The sequence below is a fragment of the Candidatus Defluviilinea gracilis genome, from assembly GCA_016716235.1.
Lineage (GTDB): Bacteria > Chloroflexota > Anaerolineae > Anaerolineales > Villigracilaceae > Defluviilinea > Defluviilinea gracilis.
The window spans coordinates 33067-52823 of record JADJWS010000001.1 but is presented as its reverse complement, the minus strand read 5'-3'; the positions used below and the strand labels follow the sequence as shown (position 1 = coordinate 52823).

The following is a 19757-nucleotide window of genomic DNA, read 5'->3' as shown; positions in this document are numbered from 1 at the left end:
TATTTTACGGGGTCGGAACGAACGCTTCCACACGCGCCCACAATTCGCGGATGTTGATCGGCTTGGACATGTACACGTCGCAACCGGCTTCCAGCGCTTTTTCGGCGTCGCCTTTCAAGGCGTTGGCGGTAATGGCGATGATCGGCACCGAACTCAGTTCGCGTTTCGCGCTGGCGCGCAACCGCCGCGCCACTTCGTACCCGTCAATATCCGGCAGGTTGATATCTAATAGGATGAGGCTCACATCCTCCGCTTCCGCTTTTGCAACGCCGTCTATGCCAGTCGGCGCATGTAACAATTTGTACCCGCGCGCTTCCAAAGCGCGTTTGACGAGCATGGTGTTATCCGGGTTGTCTTCCACATAGAGAATATTATGTATTTCTGTCATGACCTAACTCCTCGGGCTTCCAACTGAATTAATCCTTCCACGGTGTCTATAAGCTCCTGAATGTTAATCGGTTTCGATAGATAAAAATTACAGCCCGACTCGAGAATCTTGGCATCGTCGCCTCTCATTGCATTGGCGGTAACGGCAACAATGGGTATCTCAGCCAGCCTGGTTTTTTTGCTGGCGCGTAATCGACGGGCAACTTCATAGCCGTCAATATCGGGCAGATTGACGTCCAGCAAGATCAAATCCACCTCTTCGGTTTCTGCAAGGAGGATTCCCTGTAAGCCGGTGCAGGCTTCGATCAACGTATAATTTTCCGATTGCAGCACCCGCCGAACGAGAGTCATGTTGTCCGGGTGGTCTTCGATGTATAGAACGATAGGCGCTGTCATGTTTGCTCTCCTGTCGGTTCGCTGGATTCTTCGATGACATGGATCACCTGGTCCACAAATTTTTTGGTGGAAAGCGAGCCTTTTTGATACACCGCTTGAATGTGACCGTTCAAGCGTTTTCGTTCTTCGGTTGTGATGTCTTTTGCGCTGACCACGACGATGGGAATATCTTTTGTGCGCGGGTCGAGTTTCAGTTCTTCAACGAACCCGAACCCGTCTATGCCGGGCATGGTGAGGTCCGAGACGATCAGGTCGGGTAATTTTTGGCGAGCCATTGCGAGACCTTCCCAGCCGTCTTTGGCATGATAGACGCGATAGGATTTGTGCCCTTCGAGCAAACGGCGGATGAGCAAGGCGTCGTCGGCGTTATCGTCCACGAGCAAGACAGTGGTTGCCTTTTCATCCAGATTTTCCAGCGCGGCTTGCAGACCTTCGCGCGGGGCGGGAGATTGATCTTTGCTCAAGTGTACATCCACTGCCCATTGATCGCCAAGCACATGTTTTTCAACGGGGAACGTGTGACCGGTGCAATTGACGACAACTTTCTCGTCGGTTCCAATTGTGCCGGTACGGATCAACTTCTCGAGTCCCGCGAAGGCGACGGCGGTTGCCGGTTCGACCGCCATGCCCTCGCTTTTGGCAAGCGCGCGCATCGCGTCGAACGCTTCGGCATCGGTCACCGATTCCATCACGCCGCCGAACTGCTGGGTGAGATTCCATAAATAAGTATAGGCTTTGCCGGGATCGCCGGTGGATAAAATGATGATGCTCGTTTCGGGAATCACCGCCTCGGCGGAATCTTTGCCGGCTTTGAAAGCATTCACCATCGGGGCGCAACCTGCGGCTTGGATAATTCCCAGTTTGGGAATGCGGTCAATGAGACCCATGTTGAATAATTCTTTGAAGCCCTGATACACGCCCAGCGGTCCCAACCCGCCGCTGACTGCCTGGATGTACCAATCGGGCGCGTGCCAATTGAGTTGCTCGACGATTTCATACGCGATGGTCTTCATCGCTTCACGCGCAGAGATGGAAGATGCGCCACGATCGAGCAGGAGTTGACGCCGTTGCGCGAATTGCGCGGCGATCTGTTTGGTCTGGTCGTAATTGCCGCTGACGCGAATCACCTCCGCGCCGAATAACGCCGCCTCGCGCAGTTTTTCCTGCGGCACGAGGCTGGTCATAAAGACCCAGAGTTTGATTCCCGCGCGCGCGCATGCGGCGGCATAGGCGACAGCGGCATTGCCTGTGGAGGCGATGACCGCTTCTTTGATTCCTTTTTCCGCCATCGCCGCCACGGCTCCCGCCGCCTGACGATCTTTGAAGGAGGAGGTCGGCCCGTAGCGTTCATCCTTGATGTAAACTGAAGCATGCCCAAGGTCCGGAGCGAAGCGCTGCGACAGCCAGAGGGGAGTCCCGCCGGCGGGGTAAAGATCCAACGAGGCGGGGTCGTTCAGCGGGAGGACATCCTGATAACGCCACATGTTCGAGGGGCGGTTTGGGAGGCCGCGTAAAATTTCGCGCTTGAACGCGTTGTAATCGTAGCGCGCCTCCAGCCATTGCGAATCGCAATTTTTGCAGACTGCGGGAACGAGGGGTTCGTACGGCTGTTGGTTGCCGCAGAGATTACATTCAAGATACTTGGGCGTTGCCATATTATTTTTCTCGTTTTTCTACCACTTCTGTAACGCGCGCTTCGAGAGGCATTTCGACAAAGAAGGTCGAGCCTTCGCCGTGGATGCCGGCGCTCTCAGCCCACAAGCGCCCGCCGTGCATTTCAACGAGACGGCGGCTGATCGGCAGACCCAAACCCGTTCCGCCCGCTTTGCGCGTGGTGGATACGTCCACTTGTGTGAATTCCTGAAACACCGATTCAAGATCGTTCTGCGGAATGCCGATGCCGGTATCTTTGACCGAGATCAAGATTCTCGCTCCGGCGACGGGCTTTGCGCAGATCGTAACCTTGCCCGCCTCGGTAAATTTGATGGCGTTGTTCACAAGGTTGATCATCACTTGCCGCAAGCGCGTGTTGTCGGCATAGACTTCAATGGTTTGATCCGACGCGTCGTCAATGACGAGCGAGAGTTTCTTGTCAGCCGCCAGCGTCGAGGTAATGCTCACCACGTCATCCAGCAGGGCGTGCGCTCTGAACTTCTCAAGGTTCAAGTTCATCTTGCCCGATTCGATCTTTGCCATATCCAACACATCGTTGATGAGGTGTAAGAGGTGCTGTCCGTTCTTTTGGATGAGACGCAGGTCGTTGTCCATGTTTTCCGTCAGCGGGCCGTCCAAGCCTTCGAGCATCACATCTGTGAAACCGAGGATCGAGTTCATCGGCGTGCGCAACTCATGCGACATGTTGGCGAGGAACGCGGACTTAAGGCGGTCGAGTTCCTTCAACTCCTGGGCGCGTTTTTGCAACTCTTCGGTCAGGCGCAAGGTTTCGAGATGGATGCTTGTTTGCTTGGCAATGGATGCCGCAAGTTCTTTGGCTTCCTCCGAAACATTTGTTAAGCCCGAGACGGAAAGTTGTCCGATCGGTTCGCCGCGCACCATCAAAGGTTGTTGCAGGTCAACAGCCGCCGCGATCGTTTCATTTGCCATCGGCGATACCTTGATCGAGTCGTACACGAAGCCCGTTGCGGCTCCTTCTTGCTGGGCGTAACTATCCCAGTTCTGGCGCGTGAGGCGACGCGTGGCTTCTTCCGCTTCGGCGCGGGCGCGCGAGGCATCCGCCAATAAGCGGATATTCTCAACCTGTTGCCCGACCTGTTTGGCTATCGCTTGGACGAGCGTTTTATCCTCTTCTGTAAATGTTCCGTTGCCTTTGACGAAGAGTCTGCCGACCTGCTGGTCTAGCACTTGCATGATCTCTTCATGGTCGTATTGTGTGGGCGCGGGTTGAGTAAACGGTTCCACGGCCGCCTGGTCGTAGGCGTAACCGATGCGTTCGCTGTTATGAATGGCGTCGAGGAAGTTCGCCCAATTCCGATGCGTGAATTGATGAGTCGCATCTTCGGCTTCGGCGCGCGCGCGTTCGGCGGCGGCGAGCAGGCGGAGGTTCTCGATCTGAAGCGACGCTTGTTGCGCGACCGTGTTCGCCAGTTTGATATCGTCTTGCGTCAACGGGCGTTCGGGCGATTGAGCGACCTGCACTTCGCCGATCGTCTTTCCGCTAAAGGTTAGAGGACTCTTGACCACATTCGCTTCATTCCGGACCTCGGGCTGGTCGCCTCGAACCGGCAGGACTTGATCGCCCATGTAAGCGAAACCAACCTCTTCCTTTTCGTACAGAAGCGGCGCCGAAGAGATTTGCGATTCGTTCTCTTTGAGGCGCGATTCCAATTCGAGGATGCGCGCCTTGAGCGCTTCCACTTCTTTTTCATTCGGCGAAACGGGAGCGGGTTTGTTGGATTGCGAACCTCCGCCATTTGCAGGCGCGGTCACTACGGGTTCGCCGTGCCCATTCCTCTTCGGCGATTCCGAAGAGTCTGGTCGTTCCATCCCTGCGAACAACTTTTCTACCCGTTGTTTGGCTTTGTTGTCGGTCATCGGTCTCTCTCCTGCAAGTAGATTCCTGCTAAGAGGCTTTATCCTTCAAACTTAATTGGGCGACCGTCATCGGCGCGCCGAGCGCGGTTCCCAATTCGCGAGCCGCAATTTGTAACACGGCTTCCACGCTGGTGGCGCTCTGGATCTTTTGGTTGATCACGTTCAACATGGCTTCGCGTTCGGCTTGCTTGCGGACTTGGTCAAAGAGGTTAATGCGTTGCATGACGGTGGCGAGTTGGGTCGCAATCGCTTGCAACATGCGTTCTTCGCGTTCGCCGAGATCTGCCATGCTCCGATGTCGCGTTACGGCAATCACGCCCAGCAATTCCTGCCCAGCCATGATGGGCATGGAAAGCGCCTTGCCCACTCTTGCCAGGACCTCCGGCGGTATGCCTCCCATCCGCTCGTCTTTTTCGGGGTTGTTCACCATCACCATGTGGCGCATTTTTGCCGCCAGCGTGGCAGGCGTGGCTTCGTTTATGGACAGGCTGGCTGTGATTCTCTCTGCCGGCATGTTTTCACCTGCCACGCCTCGTAACGTCTCGCTTGCGGGGTCGTATACCGCGATCCACGATCCCGTAAATCCCAGCTCGTCGCAGGATAATTTTGCCACGGTTTGATAGATCACGTCGAGTTCTGTTGCGCCGCCGATGGCTTCGTTGATGCGGTAAAGCGTTTGCGTTTCTGCCAGAGACGCCTGCGTCTGTTCGAACTGACGCTGGTTTTCCAGCATGGTGGCGATCTGCGGACCTAACGCCACAAACAGGCGTTTTTCCTCTTCGGTGAAGTTGTGCGGCTCTTCGCCTTCCAACATTAGCACGCCGAGTTGTTTCGACCCAACGTGCAGGGGCAGAATAGCCACCGCGCGCAGGTTCAAGCGTTGCGCCAGTTGCATGGTGACGGGATCAACGCGCTCATCGTCGAAGCCGTCGTCGAAGAACAAAGGCGTCGGACTGAGAAATAACTTCATCATGCGCACGACCTCGATGGAATAATGGGCGCCAACCTCCGTGGCCTCGTGCCCCGTTCCGTTCCACCAGTTGGCGATAACATCCAGACTCTCCACCTCGCCTTCCGCGTTTAAATTTGTGCTCCCCATGATCGCGCGGTTGATGACCGGGATGTTGATCGCCTCGACGGCGACCGCGGTCAGTTCCTGTAAGTCTGCGGCTTGCGTAATGCGGCGGCTGGCTTCGAACAACTTTTCCGATTGCGCCAACGCGGATTGCGTCTGGTCGTATTGGCGCAGACCCTCAATGTGCGCGCTGAGGCGCTCCGCGACGGCGCTGGCAAGTTCAATCGATTCCGCATCGCTTGAATCCAAGCCTTGAACGGCAAGTTTGCCCACCACTTCGTCGCGCACCTTCAGTGGCAGAGCCGCGCCCGCCTCTTCGAACGACGAGCCGTTGAGCGGAAGGACTTCTTTGAGATTGTACACATAGCCCAGGCTTCCGCTGGCTTTTTCGGCGTAGGTTTGCCAGCCTTCGCGGGTTAGGCGGCGGGCGGCTTCTTCCGCCTCGGCGCGATACCGCTCGGCGTTTTCGAGCAGGCGCAGGTTCTCGATCTGTTGCGCCACCTGGCGGGCAACTGCGCTGGCTAATTCATTCGTATGCTCGCGGCGGTCATCGTCGTTCAGTTCGACCACCAGGGACCCAAGCGCTTCACCCGCTAATGCGATCGGGGCTACAACGGCTTGCGCGCCCTCTGCCGGTTGGGTTTCATCCGCTTCTGAAAGCGGCGTCACAGTGTCGTGGCTGAATACGAAGCCGAATTGTTCCGGCTCGTGGATGGCATCCAGATGCTCAGCCCACCTCTCACGGATGAGATGCCGGGCTTGCGCTTCCACTTGAAGGCGGGCTTGTTCCGTTTCTTCCAACAGGTTGGCGTTTTGAATGGCAATCGCTAACTGACCCGCCAGCGCTTCGAAAGCGGGCAATATTTCTTCCGTCAATACGCCCGGGGCGCGCGACTGCATGTCGAGCGCTCCCACCACCTTGCCTGCGACGATCAGCGGCACCGATATTTCGCCGCGCGTTTCCGGCAGTAATGCGTTAGGACGGAATGTGGCGCTTTGGAGGGTGTCGGATATCACCACCGAACGTTTTTCGGTTGCCGCGCGCCCGTTGATCGAGTTGATGTTGATGGGCAGGCTATGACCTTGTTCAACCAGTTGAGCGCCAACGACGCCGGTGCCCGCTTCCAGTATGAGAGTGGAACCGCTGGTGTCGGTTAGGTAGACCTGTACGTAGTACAGATTGAATTCTTTCAAGATGAGGTCGCAAGCGTTTCTCAGCATCACATCGAGTTCATGCACCTGAGAGACGGCGCGCCCCACTTCTGCCGCTAATTCCAAGTTGCGGGTGCGATCAGCGACGCGCTGTTCCAGGGTGGCGAAACTTTCGCTCAATTGAGCCGACATAGAGTTGAACGCAGCCGCCAGAGAGCCGGTTTCATCGTTCGATTCGACCTTGGCGCGAGCGGAAAGGTCTCCCGCTGAGACTTGTTCCACCGTTTGTGTCAGGCGGACAAGCGGCGCGGCGATAAATTGACCGGTGATAAAACTTAAGGCGGTGGCGACGATCAAGAGACCGAGGAGAATGAATGCCGCGATCCATAAAGAGGCCTTTGTCTCGTTTTGAACTTCCTGGCGAGAACTTGCGATGGCTGTATTTAATTCGCTGACCGGCGCGATGATTCCCAAACTGTAGCCTGCCGTTTGCAGCGGCGTGAACGCCATGTATGATTCCACGCCGTTGATCGTCACGATAGACAGCCCGGACTTGCCGTCTGTCATTTGAGTTGTGAGGGCTTGCAGTTCTTCTGAGCCGCGATCGAGAACGGTTTGCGTTGGCGTTTCTCCGAGCGGCACTTCTTCGGGTTGTAAACCAAAGAGGGGGTAGCCCTCCGGCGGCATGACGAGAATGTGCCCCGTGTCGTCCACGAGGAAGGCGAAACCGGTGTCGCCGACTTTAATTTGGGAGATATTCTGCGCAATGCGCCCCAGGTGCAAGTCGATGCTCATCACGCCTTGGAAAACGCCTCTTTCATTGTATACAGGCGCGGATGCGGTTACGATCAATCCGGTACCTGCCTGATCTTGATACGGTTCGGTCCAGCGGACGCTCCGGTCAGGGTCGTTCTGTGGGGTGACGATGGTGTAGAGAGGCTCCGTGCGAACATCATAGTCTGCAGGAACGAAGGATGCCAGATCAAGGTTGGGGTAGTAGGCGCTGTACCCAAGCGCGCCAATGTAATAAACAGCCACCGCTTCCGGCTGATCTTCCAGGATTTTTGGGGCTGCAAAATCAAGATACGCGGAAATATTAATATCGTCATATATCGCGTCATTCACCTGCACGGTACTTGGGATCAGCACGGTGCCCGGATCGTTTCGTGAGTTCGTGTATTGACCGCCGGGCAACAGAACAACTTCTTGCCGAGAGTCCCAATACGCGCCTTGACTCAAAACGGGTCCTTGCGACGCCAATTGCGCCCGGTAGTCTGCCAATTTAATCAAATTGTGTTGGGTCAAGGAGAAAATCTGGTCGGCGTTAGACGCCTCCGTATTAATCAGGTTGGTTAATTGCGTATCGGTCTGGGCTTCGACGCTGTTCTCATACCTGTCGGAAATGGAAGTTATGATCTTTGACGCTCTCGTAAGAGCAAAAAAAGTTAGCGCGCTGATGGATAGGATTTCAATCGCCAAGAGGGCGAGAATGATCTTGGCTCGCAACCGGAGATTGCGCCAGCGCCCGAGAGCGATCTTATTCTTGATTCCGTTGATTGTTTGATTCATTTGAGACATGAGGGTTCTCCGCGGCTGGGTCATGATTGGTTCCGACCGTCGTGATTGTTGCCAGCTTCCAGCCGCTTGGCGAGGCTTGCGCTAACCCGCGAAACGCCGGCTGCCTTCCCCAGTTCGCGGATGGCGGTCTGCAGGGTTTCTTCGATGGATGAGGCGCTTTGGATGCGGCTGCCGATCAGGTTGACTTGCGCTTCGAACTCAGCCTGCTTCTTGGATTGCTCGAACGAGCGCGCGTTCTGAATGGAAGTTGCCAATTGCGCGGCAAGCGTGGTCTGAATGTTCACATCCGAATCTGTAAAGCGCCCAACTTGATCGGACTGAATATCGAACACGCCGATCAATTTATTGCCGACGATCATCGGCGCCGCCAATTCGGAGCGCGTATCGGGTAGCAGGGGGTTGGGGAAAAAATCGGGCGCCAGAGTCACATCGTTCACGGTAACGCCTTTTTGTTCGCGAGCGGCGCGGGCGACGAGCGACTGTTCGCGGTCTAGCGGGATCGAGCGCTTTTCTGCCGCCATGATGCGCCCCGGTTCTCCCGCCCCGGCGGCAAGCATGAGATTTTTGCCTTCATCGTCGAGCAGGTAAATGTGAGAGTGATAGAGATGGAAGCGTTCTTTGGTCAGGTCTACCACTTCCTGTAATAACCTTTGAGGTTCCAGAATGGAAGAGGTGGCGGCACTCACTTCAGCCACGACCGCGAGGTCTTTTGTGCGGGCTGTCACGCGCTGTTCCAGTTCGCCGAGGATATTTTTGAGTTGAGACGTCATCGTATTGAACGTCGTGCTGAGTATGCCGATCTCGTCTTTCGAATCGATGACCGTCTGGGCAGAAAGGTCTCCGGTTGCCGCTCTCTCTGCCGCGGCGGTGAGACGCGCAAGCGGGTTGGAAATAAATTGAGCGATACCCATTGTGACCGCCGTCATGACGACCACAATGATGATCGCCACGACCATATTGGCGTTTTTGGTCGTCGTGATGGGTAACTGGGCTTCCTGAAGGTTTTGATGCGCCACGACGAGCCAGCCGAGCCGGCCAATGTATTCCTTGTACGGCGACAGCGGAGCGACAACAGGTCTTTTACTTACCAAACTTGGCGCGCCTTCGTATTCCACCTGCGCGTACCCCCCTGATAGCGCGTCAAGGATAGACGCCGTTTGCGCGTCCATCGTCCCTAAGGTCGTTTCTCCATGTTCCAATAGTTGATTATTTTGAAAGATAATTTCCACTTTGCCGGTGTTGCCGAATTGATTGGCGGAAACAAGCGCCGCCAATTCGTTGATGTCGATTGTGGCGCGTAAGACCCCGATCGGTTTGCCCGCCGTGTTGCGCGAGGCGACAGGGATCGCCATTTGAATGGCAAGCGTATTGGTGCTCTCGTCAAATGCCGGCTCGCCGATGTAGACGCCGCCCTTGCCGTCGTTCCATGCCGCCTGCCACCAGTCCTCATCCGCTTGATAGTAATCGGACGTGCGGTCGCTGGACGATATGATTGCGCCGTATTGATCTGTGACAAAAACTTCGACGAACTGCGGAAAGACGGATTGAATATTTCTGAACTCCGCCGATAGATCGTCGGCGATCACGTTTTGGATCAGCGGATCGCTGTCGAGCGCGCGCCCCCAGCGCGCATCGAGGCTTTGGAATTCGCCGCTATCCGGCGACCGAACGGGATTCTCTTGCGCTACGGATTCCTGGAGAAATTTATTGAGCGCTAGCGCGTTAAGCGAGTCGAGGTTGCTGTCGATGGCGTTAGTCACATCGCGAACGCTTGAATCAGCCAGGGCGTTGATGTTACGTTCCACTTGCGTGTTAATCAGCGTGGCTGTAATGCTGTTCGAAACGATCGAGAAGATCACGATGGACGCTACTGTGGCGGAGACGATGGACGAGATCAGTTTAACCCGCAGGGAGTAATTGCGGAACTGACGGAAAATGATAAAAGCCAACAGCGCGATCGGCACAGGGACAATAAAGGTGATCAGCGCTTGAATCCCTGCGGCGCTAATGCGCTCCCACGGAAGAAACGCGTCCATCAAGATGAAGAGCAAGCCCGCCGCAATGCCTGTGACGATCATCGCTGTCTGGCGGGTCTGCAACGTTTCGATGGCGACTATGGCGCAGAGAAACACCGAGCCTATTAGGAATATCACGCCCAGACCGGAGATGGAAGCGATAACGCCGACTGCTCCCAGAAGCGAAACCGCCACCGTGAGCCAGGTTCCCGCCTCAATGCGGCCCCGCCAGATCATATACAAGGAGACGACCCACGCCATAGACATGGCAAGCATCGTGGTCGTTGCGACTTTGATCTGCCAGGAAGGGTCTTGAGAAAACTGAAGCAGTAGATATCCGCTTACGATGACGCTGGCGAACAGATAGAGACCGGTCGCAATGAGGGCATTGCGTCTTCGCCTCAGGGTATCTTCGGAAAAGGCGGGTGTTGAATAGTTCATTTCATGACTCCTTGCGCGTTCGGGAAGAAGAAGTGGAACATGGCTCCAGTGAATGTCATCATTGCCTGTTTTCCGTAACTTTTTGAGCGTCGCCGGCTGGCACGGGCTGATCGAGGGAAACCAGGGTGGGCTTCATGCCCAGCGCATGACCTAACTCGCGGGCTGTGATCTTCATCGCCGCTTCGATCGATGTTGCGCCTTGAATCTTTTGTGTGATCAAGTTAAGCATCGCCTCGCGTTTTGCCTGTTCTTGCGCCCGTTCAAACTGGCGGCGGTTCTCCAAAATGGCGGCAAATTGGGGGCTTAGAGAGGCGAGCAGACGGGTTTCGGCTTGCGTGAAACTGTGCGGTTGCTGTCCTTCCAGCAAGACAATGGCGTCGCGACGCGATCCAATATAGATGGGGAGAGCCGCAACACTGCGATAATTTACCTTTTGGGCGATGGCTCTGGTCGCCTCGTCCACGCGCTCGTCGTTCCATACGTCGCTAAAAAACAGCGGTTCCAGGCTTGTGAACATAGACAGGGAACTTAACATGTCTTTCGAATAATGCGTGTCAATGGGAGAGGCTGGCAGTTCGGCGCTCTTCGACCAGTTTGCAATAATGGTCATGCCATCCAGTTCATCCCTGTCGTTATACGCCAGGCTTCCCAAGATAGCCCGGTCGATCGCGCGAATCCCCAGCGACTCTACGATGAATTTGATCAATTCCTGTAAATTGGTCGCTTGCGACAAACGATCGCTTGCGTTGAACAACTTTTCAGACTGCGCTAACGCCGCTCTGGTTTCCTCGTATTGATTGGCATTTTGCACGGCAACGGCAACTTGCGAACTGAGCGTGGTTTGAACGGCGATATCCGCGTCTGTAAAGCGACCGATTGCCTCCGATTGCACGTCGAACACGCCAATGATGTTTTCGCCCACGATCATCGGCACAGCCATCTCGGAGCGCGTGTCGGGCAACAGCGGGTTAGGCAGAAAGTCCGGCGCTTGCGTCACGTCGTTGACCGTGACGCCTTTTCGTTCGCGGGCGGCGCGAGCCACCAATGACTGTTCGCGGTCGAGTGGAATGGAACGACCTTCGGCGACCATCTGCCTGCCCGCCGCGCCCGCGCCCGAAGCAAGCACAAGCGTGTCGCCGGCTTCGTTCAAGAGATAAATATGGGCGTGATACAAATTGAAGCGCTCCTTGGTGAGGTCAACCACCTGTTGCAACAATTCGTCTGTCTCTAAAATCGTGGAAGCGGCGATGCCTACTTCCGCCACAGAGGAAAGCGCCTTTGTGCGTTCAGCCACGCGTTGTTCCAAAGAACCGATCAAGTCGCGCAGTTGGGATGTCATGCGGTTGAACGCCGTAGCCAGCGCGCCGATTTCATCCTGATTACTCACATGAGTCGTCCGGGTTAAATCGCCTTCGCTGACCAATTGCGCCGTTGCGGCTAATTCAGTGATCGGAGTGGTGATCTGGCGGGCGGCAAGCACGCCTAAGAAACCGGCGACGACGATCGCGATCAAAGTTGTGATGATCGTCAGAATGATGTTTTTGGAAGCCAGCGATAACGCTTCAGAAGCGGGCTGTTCGGCGAGAACATAAAAGGTTTGATCGCCAAACGTAATCTTTTCGACTGCCAAAGCGGCGGAAGCCCCGCTTAAGCCGGTGGTAAATGAATTTTCTGCTGGAGGAGTGATTTGCGCTCTTTTCAAAACGAAGGAAGGATTGGCATGGGCAACCACGAAACCGTTATTATCTGTCATGTATACTGCGCTCTCGCCAGTTACGCCCGCCTGCGCCATGAGGTCCCACACCGATTTGAAACGAATCTTGGCGATCAGCACATAATCGAGCCTGCCGCTCCGAAGGTCGAGCATTGGAACGGAAACGACCATATACGGCTCGCCCGTGACTTCGTTGAAAAAGACAGGGCTAAAATAGGTTGCGTTCGTTTCTTTCGGCTTATCAAATTCTTCGGAACCAGCCCTATTGCTAAATTCCCCGGGTGTAACCACCTTCGAGCGGGAGAGGAAGATCAATTCCCTGCCTTGGCCGTTCGTCAGAACCAGTTCCTCGTAGACCGTCTGGTCTGAAAACAGATTGGAAAGCAGGACGGTTTGTTCTTCCCGTGTAGCATTCGAAAAATCATTGATAGCAGTCAATGAACGCAGTTCGGTTTCGCGTCCCTCGATGAAGTTTTCGACCTGTTCAGCCACGCGTTTTGCGAGCTGCCCCTGAGATTCCAGAGCGTGGGGAACCTCGCCACTGTAGGTTTGCCAGGCGCCTATGGCTCCAACGATTAACAAAGGAATCAACACTAGCGCAATAAAGTAGACTGTCAATCGTGTTTGTAGGCTTTTTCTCATAGAGGGTCTCCGACTAGAACTTTCGATCGCGTACCATTGGACGTATTCTGTGAATGATATTTTGCAGACCCCAAGAGACAGAAGCCGTTGGGGTCTGCAAAACGTTTACCTTAGCGGATGATCGTGTTTGCCTGCTTGATGATCTCGTCTGAAATCGTAACGCCATACGCTTGAGCGGCATTTAAGTTGATGAACAAAAAGCTATCGGCGGTTTCCACCGGCGTTTCAGCGGGGCTGGCGCCTTTCAATATCCGGTTCACCATGGCGGCGCCTTGTTCCGCCTCCCCCGCGAAGGTCACTGTATAGTCGGAAATCAGATAGAGCGCGCTTCCGCCTCTGTTACTGCCAAATACCGGAACTCCTTGTTTCTTAGCCACCTCGCTCAGTTGTTCCAGCCCCGGCTCCAGGCTTGAGAGAGGCGAAGGCAAGAAGATGATGGTATCTTCCGGCAAAGTTTCAACAGCCGCCAACATCTCATCAATACTGTTTACCTCGCTGCCGGGCGCCAACTCCACCTTGAATTGAGGCAGGCTGTCGGTTATGCCCTGCAAGACCATCGTCGTAATAGTATCGGCGGGATTGTGAGGAATATAAACATACTTTGTATCGGGCGCGATCTTCAGCGCCCACTCCAGCGCTTTGGCAGAACGGTCTACGATTTGCACGCCGGTCACATTGCCGCCCGGGTTGGCAATGCTCGCCACTACGCCTTCTTCAACGGGATTGATGACCGGGGTGAACACCACTGGGATGTCTGTGCCTTCCACCGCTTTCTTTGCGGCTTTCGTGGTCAGGGTGCCGACCGTAAAGAAGATATCCACCTTTTGTTCCATCAGCCGTTGCGCTTCGGCGTCGAATGCCGCCTGGTCGGGTCCCACTTCGGGGTTATAGAGATAGGTGATATTTTCACCTTCCACATACCCCAATTCGGTCATTGTGGTTTTAAAGTGATCGACAATTGGGCTTAACCAACTGATCTCCACAATGACCCCAACGGTATACGATTGGGGCTTCGACGCGCCACAGCTTGACAGGATCAAACTAAGAGCGAAAAACAAAACGAATAATTTTTTAGTCGACATGATTGGCTCCTTTGAGAAAACGATCTCGGTAGTCATATTTTGCATGAATTCATCGCAACGACCGATGGAATTCGTGTAGAAAAGTTGGGAAAAGTTGGTCCTTATGCCTCGGCGACCAGCGGCAGGGTCAGGCTAAAGCAGGTTCCTTCGCCTTGCGCGCTCTCCACCGCCACGCTTCCGCCGTGTTCTTCGGCGATCATTTTTACAATTGCCAGCCCCAGCCCATTGCCTTTTACATCGTCATGCCCGTTATTTCGCACCCGGTAGAAACGGTCAAAGATGTGAGGCAGGTCAGAGGCGGGGATTCCGTAGCCGTTATCCCGAATGTGGAGACACACCTGCCCAGGCTGGTTTTCAGATGAAAGCGAAATTCTGCCGCCCTCCGGCGTGTATTTGACGGCGTTGCCGATCAAATTTCTTAAAGCCTGACGGATCTGCAACGCGTCTCCTCTCACATGTGAGCTGGTCCCGGTTTTCCCCAGCGTGAGCCACAGCCCCTTCGCTTCTGCCTGCGGTTTAAATTCATCCGCGATGTCCGTTAAGAGGCGAGTGGCATCCAGAATTTCAAACGCGGGTTCCTCGCCCAAATCCATTTTTGCCAGATCGAGCAGGTTCTCCACGAGTTCGCTCATAGTCTCTGTGGAGTTCTGAATGCGTTCCACAAATTCAGTCTGGTTGTCGTTGAGCGGTCCCGCTTGTTTGATGAGGTGACCGAAGCCTTTGATGGACGTGATCGGGTTTCGCAGATCGTGAGACGCGATCGCGATGAACTCATCTTTCACGCGCTCCAGTTCCTTGAAGCGCGTCACATCGTGCAGGATAACCACGCACCCGCCCTGCTCGAGGGGAGTGGCGGAGGCGGAGAAAACGCGCTGGTCGGGCCAAACAACCTCCCCTGCGAAAGAAGCGTTCGTATCCTGAGTCTGGTTGAGGAGCGCGAGGAAGGAATCGTATCCGGCGCCCGCCTCCAAAGTTTGCCCAAGGTTTGTCTCGTAATCGGTAAATAACTTTTGAGCGGCTGGGTTTACGAGAGTCAGCCGGTATTCGGCATCGAACACAAGAATTGCGTCTGCCGCGTTTTGCAGCACGGCGGCTAATTGTTGCTGTTCCCGCGACACGATGTTGTATAACTGGGCGTTTTCCAACGCGATGCTTGCCTGGCTGGTAATGGCTTGCAGTAACAGCAAATGATCGAGGGTGAAGTATTTGGTTTGCTCGTTTGTGAGCACCAGGATCCCCAGCAGGCTGTGCCTGCCGAACATGGGGACAACGACCGCGGAGCCGGCGAATGCCTCTTTTTCATCCCGCCAGAGCGGGTCGGTTTGCGTGTCGTCTACAATGAACCCCTGGCGAGACTCATTGACGATTTCAAACAACCCCTGCGGTAGCGTAAAGTCGGAGGAGGATGATTCGAGACGGAATGTTTTTTCATACGTTCCCGTTGGATTGAGGATCAGGATATGACCAAACATTGCCCCAAGGGTTTCCACCGTGCGTTTGAGCAACACGGTTGTCAGTTCATCGATGTTAAGCCGCGCGCTCAACTCCTTGCCGATTTCAGGCAACAGGTTAAGTTCGCGGTTCCGCCGTCGGATCACATCCTCCGCCTGCTTAACGCGCAACTTTGTGCGGATGCGGGCGAGTAATTCGCGGCGGTCGAAAGGCTTGGTCACATAATCGTCCGCGCCCATGTTCAACCCAGATTGGATGTCGGCGAGGTCGAGTTTCGCCGCGGTGAGGATGATGACCGGGATGTGTTGGATGGCGGGGTCGGCGCGAATTTCCTCCAAAACGGCAAAGCCGTCTTTGCGCGGCATGTTGACGTCCAGCAGGACCAGGTCGGGCATGTCGCTTCGAACAAGCGTCAACGTCTCGACGCCGTCTTTGGCTTTGATGTGTTTGTAGCCCTCGTTGCTTAGATAACGGGCGAGTAATGTGAGGTTATCGGGCTGGTCGTCGGCGATCAAAATCGTGAAGGATTTCTGGGGGATTGGCTCTTTGTGAACGGTCTTCGCCTGATGCATTTCATCCATGGCGCGCGCGACGATCTGGCAGATCCGCTCGGGATGAACCGGCTTGACAATGACTTCCTTCACCTTGAGGCGGTTCGCGCTGACTTTCAACCCCGGCACGTCGTACGCGGTGATCAAGAACGAAAACGCCGGTCGCCCCGCCGGGTTGCTGTTCAACTGCTCGATCAATTCCAACCCGGTCATCTCCGGCATCACCATGTCGGTAATTAGAATATCCACAACGTCGTTGCCCGCGTGGCGCAGCGCCTCACTGGCGCTGGTGGCTGAAGCAACTTTTACCTGAGGACCTAATTGCGAAATGGCGCGCGCTAACATCGTCGCCGTATTGGGGTGATCGTCCACCACAAGGATTTTGACCGGCGTGTCTACCATGGGAAGGGAAGGTCGGTTCATCGCCTCCTTATTTTCTCTGATCTTCCCCGCCGCACCGTTTGAATTAATTGGATAAAGTTGGCAAAAGTTTGTATCCCCTTGTTGCGCGCCCGGGTTGATGAGACGCCTCGCGCAGGCGCACAGGAAACTGCGCGCCACGAACTCTCAGCCTAAGACAAGCCGATACCCCGTGCCTCGCACATTAATCACATGAACCGGGTTGCGCGGATCTGGCTCGATCGCCTGGCGGATGTGATGGATGTGCCATTTTGTTAATTCTTGCGCCTCGCGCACATCGGCATCATAGCCCTGCGCTTCGGAGACAAGCGTTTGATAATCCACCACGTTTGGAGTGTGACGCGCCAACGACAATAAATAATCGAATGAAGTTGGCGGAAGATTGATGACGCGCTCATTCATCGCGACGCGGCGAGTGTGCAGGTCGAGTGTGAGCGCGCCGCGTTTGAGAAAGCGGTCATCCGCCGTGGCTGCCTGCTCAGCCTTCGATTCGGCCGGTTCGCCCCTTGGGGTTTCCAACTCGTTCAATTCGGCTTGCAAAGAATCAATTTGCCTTTGCAGTTCGCGCTTGCGCCGTTCTTTGTGTTGGTTTGCCAAAACAGAATTCGTGCGGTCGACCACAGCCTGAGGCTTGAGCGGCTTCAAGAGATAATCGGTTGCCCCGCTTCTCAACGCCTCCACCGCCGAATTCAGGTCGGGTTGGGCGGTGAACAAAATGACCGGCAGGTCCGGGTACTTCGCGTGGATCGACTTGAGCAGTTCCAGCCCGCTCACATCCGGCATACGAATATCGAGATAGACCATGTCAAACAGGTGCTGTGAAACGAGAGAAAATCCTTCTGTCCCGTTGATGGCGGTGGTGACTTCAAACCCCGCGCGTTGAAGAATACGCGCTAAAGTTTGGCGCAGGCTGGCTTCATCGTCAATGATCAGAATGTGACCGCTGGCGCTCATTCAAAGCCCTCCTCGTGAATTGGCAGCCAAATGGTGAAGGTCGCCCCGCCTTGCGGGTCGTTCGCCGCTTCAATGCGCCCATGATGTTGTTGGATGATGTCGTGTGTGATGGTCAGCCCAAGCCCGGTGCCTGTATGTTTGCTGGTGATAAACGCATCGAAAACCCTGGGGAGCATTTCAGGGTCGATGCCAGGACCCGTATCTTTGACGGTGAAGAGGATTTCGTTTTGTGAGACCAACCCTTGGGTCTGAACGATGAGGCGCCCGCCGGGTTTCATCACCTCGACCGCGTTCAGGAACAGATTCAATACCACCTGTCGAATCTGATCCGATACGCCTGAAATAGCTGGCAGGTTGGCGTCTGGGAAAAATTCAAAAGCGATTTCTTTTTGACGCATATGCGTGGAGATCAGGGCGTGGACGTCCTCGATCAACCCGTTGAGTTCCACGGGTTGAAAATCCATCATGCGCATGGGGCGGTAGGCGCTGCGCAGACGCTCGATCAACGCCGCCATCCGTTCTGCTTCCGCTAGAATCACATCCAGGTCCTGTTTTGCCTGGCTGGAAAGATCCGCCTCCTCTTTCAGAAGGAACAGAGCGTTTTGAATCGCTTGCAGTGGGTTATTCAGTTCATGGGAAACAGAAGCAAGCAATCGCCCGACAAGCGCGAGACGCTCGTTTTGGATCAATTGCGAGCGAACCGTTTGTTCCTGGCGTAAAGCCGTTTGCAGAGTATTATATAAATTGGCTTTTTGTAACACCACGGTCAACTGGTCCGCAACGGCGACCATGAGTTGCAGGTCGCTATCCGTGAGGCGGTGCGGCGGCGTTTGTTGAATATCCAGCACGCCCACCACTCGATCCTCGATCTTGATCGGCACGGCAATTTCGGATTGTGTTTCGGGCAGTAAAGGACTGCGCTTGAAGAAAACCACGCGATCGACATTGTTGGAGATAAACGACTCACCGGTTTCCGCCACATGACCGGCGATCCCCTCGCCGGGAGGGATATAGTGTCCCTGTTGCACAAGCGTGTCGCCAATATATCCGCTACCGTGGCGTATCACAAGGTTTCTACTATCCGGTTCGATCAGATAAATCTGCACATGATAATAGCCGAAATTTTGGTGAAGAAGTTTTACAACTTCCTTGATGAGTTCGTCCGTATCCAGCGACGCCGCCAACCCCCGGCTGGTTCGGTAGAGCGCGCCCACCTCTTTTAATCGTTGTTGCGTGTTCTCGAACAAGTTGGAGTTTTCGATGGCAATGGCGGCTTGCACGCCCAGCGCGTTGAGCAACTCGGCGTCTTTCATGGAAAAAGCGTTTGCCAGGGCGCTTTGAACGCTGATCGTGCCAATTTGTTGGTCGCCGCTTTGCACCGGCGCAACCAGCAAGGAGCGAAATTCAGGCAACGACTCGCCGCGAATGAAATCCGGATGGGTCCGTATATCTCCGATGTTGATCGTAACCCCCTCGCGGATCACCTGCCCTGCCACGCCTTCGCCCAAACGCATCCGTACCCGCTCAATTTTTTTTTCACCCTCGTCGAAGCCGGAAACAGCGCGGGCAAATAAAGCCTGTTCGTCTGCTTCTAACAGATGAATAACGCTTTTTTCAACTTGCGGAATGAGTTCGCGGGCAGAATCAACGATCAGTTGTAAGACTCCGCTGGTGCCCACGCGCTCGGTTTCACTAAGGGCGCGCCCGATCTTCGCCAGGGCATGGCTCTCTTTGAGGCGATGTTGGATCTCCGCGCTTTGTTGGAAGTTCCAGAGCGCCAGCGCGATCTGGTTGCCCGCCTCTTCCGCTCGTTCGGTTTCCTCCGCCGTAAATTGATGAGGCTCGTTAAAAGCAATGATTGCCGCGCCCAATTTCCGCTCTCTTGCGATGAGCGGAACGCCTAATGCCGAGCGCGCTGGGTAGCGCTTTGCAATCTCGATACTGATATAGGGGGAGTTGAATACATCCTCTATGGCAAGCGCGCGCTCGGCTCGTAATACAGAGGCGGTGAGAGAATGAACCTCGGGGTTCTTTTCAGCATCCCGCGAATACTGGAATGGGAGTTTTGCCGTGGTCGCAGTGGGGATGGTTAACTGTCGTTCCGCGTCCCACCGCGTGATATAACAATCGTCCGCGCCGATGAGCCTTGCCATATCGATCGCCAAAGCGTGTAGAGTGGCGTCAAAATCCTCGGAGAGCAGGATGGCATGTGTCATCTCATTGAGAAGCGCGAGGTATTCCTCTCGTGAAGACACAGCCGTCCCGTGTTGCGATCGAGCGGCTTTCACAGATTGTTTTTTCTCTTGTGTTGCTCTGCTTGTTTCAGGCTGAGCCATTTTGAGCCTA

At 55.0% G+C, this 19757-nt stretch carries 11 protein-coding genes; all 11 read right to left on the bottom strand.

Annotation, left to right across the window (positions count from 1 at the left end):
- Positions 1-4: 4 nt before the first annotated feature.
- The 11 genes from IPM31_00240 to IPM31_00190 all read right to left on the bottom strand — a co-directional run bounded on the left by IPM31_00240 (position 5) and on the right by IPM31_00190 (position 19699).
- Entirely contained in the window at positions 5-388 is a 384-nt protein-coding gene (locus IPM31_00240) for a response regulator (GenBank protein ID MBK9005401.1), read from the bottom strand.
- Positions 385-783, bottom strand: a complete 399-nt coding sequence (locus tag IPM31_00235) for a response regulator (GenBank protein MBK9005400.1) — start codon at positions 781-783, stop codon at positions 385-387. Before IPM31_00235 ends, IPM31_00240 begins: the two co-directional genes overlap by 4 nt.
- Entirely contained in the window at positions 780-2438 is a 1659-nt protein-coding gene (locus tag IPM31_00230) for a pyridoxal-phosphate dependent enzyme (GenBank protein ID MBK9005399.1), read from the bottom strand. Before IPM31_00230 ends, IPM31_00235 begins: the two co-directional genes overlap by 4 nt.
- A 1-nt stretch (position 2439) precedes the next feature.
- Positions 2440-4335, bottom strand: coding sequence for a hypothetical protein (locus tag IPM31_00225; protein MBK9005398.1), 1896 nt, complete (start codon positions 4333-4335; stop codon positions 2440-2442).
- Between the two features lie 28 nt (positions 4336-4363).
- On the bottom strand, positions 4364-8140 hold the full coding sequence (locus tag IPM31_00220) for a GAF domain-containing protein (GenBank protein ID MBK9005397.1): 3777 nt from the start codon (positions 8138-8140) through the stop codon (positions 4364-4366).
- A 20-nt stretch (positions 8141-8160) separates the two neighbouring features.
- Complete coding sequence (locus IPM31_00215) at positions 8161-10596, bottom strand: GAF domain-containing protein (GenBank protein ID MBK9005396.1); 2436 nt, start codon at positions 10594-10596, stop codon at positions 8161-8163.
- Positions 10597-10654: 58 nt separating this feature from the next.
- Positions 10655-12802 (bottom strand): GAF domain-containing protein, encoded by a 2148-nt coding sequence (locus tag IPM31_00210; protein ID MBK9005395.1) that lies wholly within the window; start codon positions 12800-12802, stop codon positions 10655-10657.
- Positions 12803-13062: 260 nt separating this feature from the next.
- Positions 13063-14034 carry an ABC transporter substrate-binding protein gene (locus tag IPM31_00205; GenBank protein ID MBK9005394.1) on the bottom strand — a complete coding sequence of 324 codons (972 nt, stop codon included), beginning with the start codon at positions 14032-14034 and terminating at the stop codon, positions 13063-13065.
- Between the two features lie 101 nt (positions 14035-14135).
- Complete coding sequence (locus IPM31_00200; GenBank protein ID MBK9005393.1) at positions 14136-16460, bottom strand: response regulator; 2325 nt, start codon at positions 16458-16460, stop codon at positions 14136-14138.
- Between the two features lie 144 nt (positions 16461-16604).
- On the bottom strand, positions 16605-17411 hold the full coding sequence (locus IPM31_00195; protein MBK9005392.1) for a response regulator transcription factor: 807 nt from the start codon (positions 17409-17411) through the stop codon (positions 16605-16607).
- A complete protein-coding gene (locus tag IPM31_00190; protein ID MBK9005391.1) occupies positions 17408-19699 on the bottom strand; it encodes a GAF domain-containing protein in 2292 nt (763 codons plus the stop codon). Before IPM31_00190 ends, IPM31_00195 begins: the two co-directional genes overlap by 4 nt.
- Positions 19700-19757 lie beyond the last annotated feature (58 nt).

What these genes read in the sequence shown, in the direction of transcription:
- IPM31_00240 (MBK9005401.1), bottom strand. Translation starts at nt 388, where the DNA reads ATGACAGAAATACATAATATTCTCTATGTGGAAGACAACCCGGATAAC.
- IPM31_00235 (MBK9005400.1), bottom strand. Translation starts at nt 783, where the DNA reads ATGACAGCGCCTATCGTTCTATACATCGAAGACCACCCGGACAACATG.
- IPM31_00230 (MBK9005399.1), bottom strand. Translation starts at nt 2,438, where the DNA reads ATGGCAACGCCCAAGTATCTTGAATGTAATCTCTGCGGCAACCAACAG.
- IPM31_00225 (MBK9005398.1), bottom strand. Translation starts at nt 4,335, where the DNA reads ATGACCGACAACAAAGCCAAACAACGGGTAGAAAAGTTGTTCGCAGGG.
- IPM31_00220 (MBK9005397.1), bottom strand. Translation starts at nt 8,140, where the DNA reads ATGTCTCAAATGAATCAAACAATCAACGGAATCAAGAATAAGATCGCT.
- IPM31_00215 (MBK9005396.1), bottom strand. Translation starts at nt 10,596, where the DNA reads ATGAACTATTCAACACCCGCCTTTTCCGAAGATACCCTGAGGCGAAGA.
- IPM31_00205 (MBK9005394.1), bottom strand. Translation starts at nt 14,034, where the DNA reads ATGTCGACTAAAAAATTATTCGTTTTGTTTTTCGCTCTTAGTTTGATC.
- IPM31_00200 (MBK9005393.1), bottom strand. Translation starts at nt 16,460, where the DNA reads ATGAACCGACCTTCCCTTCCCATGGTAGACACGCCGGTCAAAATCCTT.
- IPM31_00195 (MBK9005392.1), bottom strand. Translation starts at nt 17,411, where the DNA reads ATGAGCGCCAGCGGTCACATTCTGATCATTGACGATGAAGCCAGCCTG.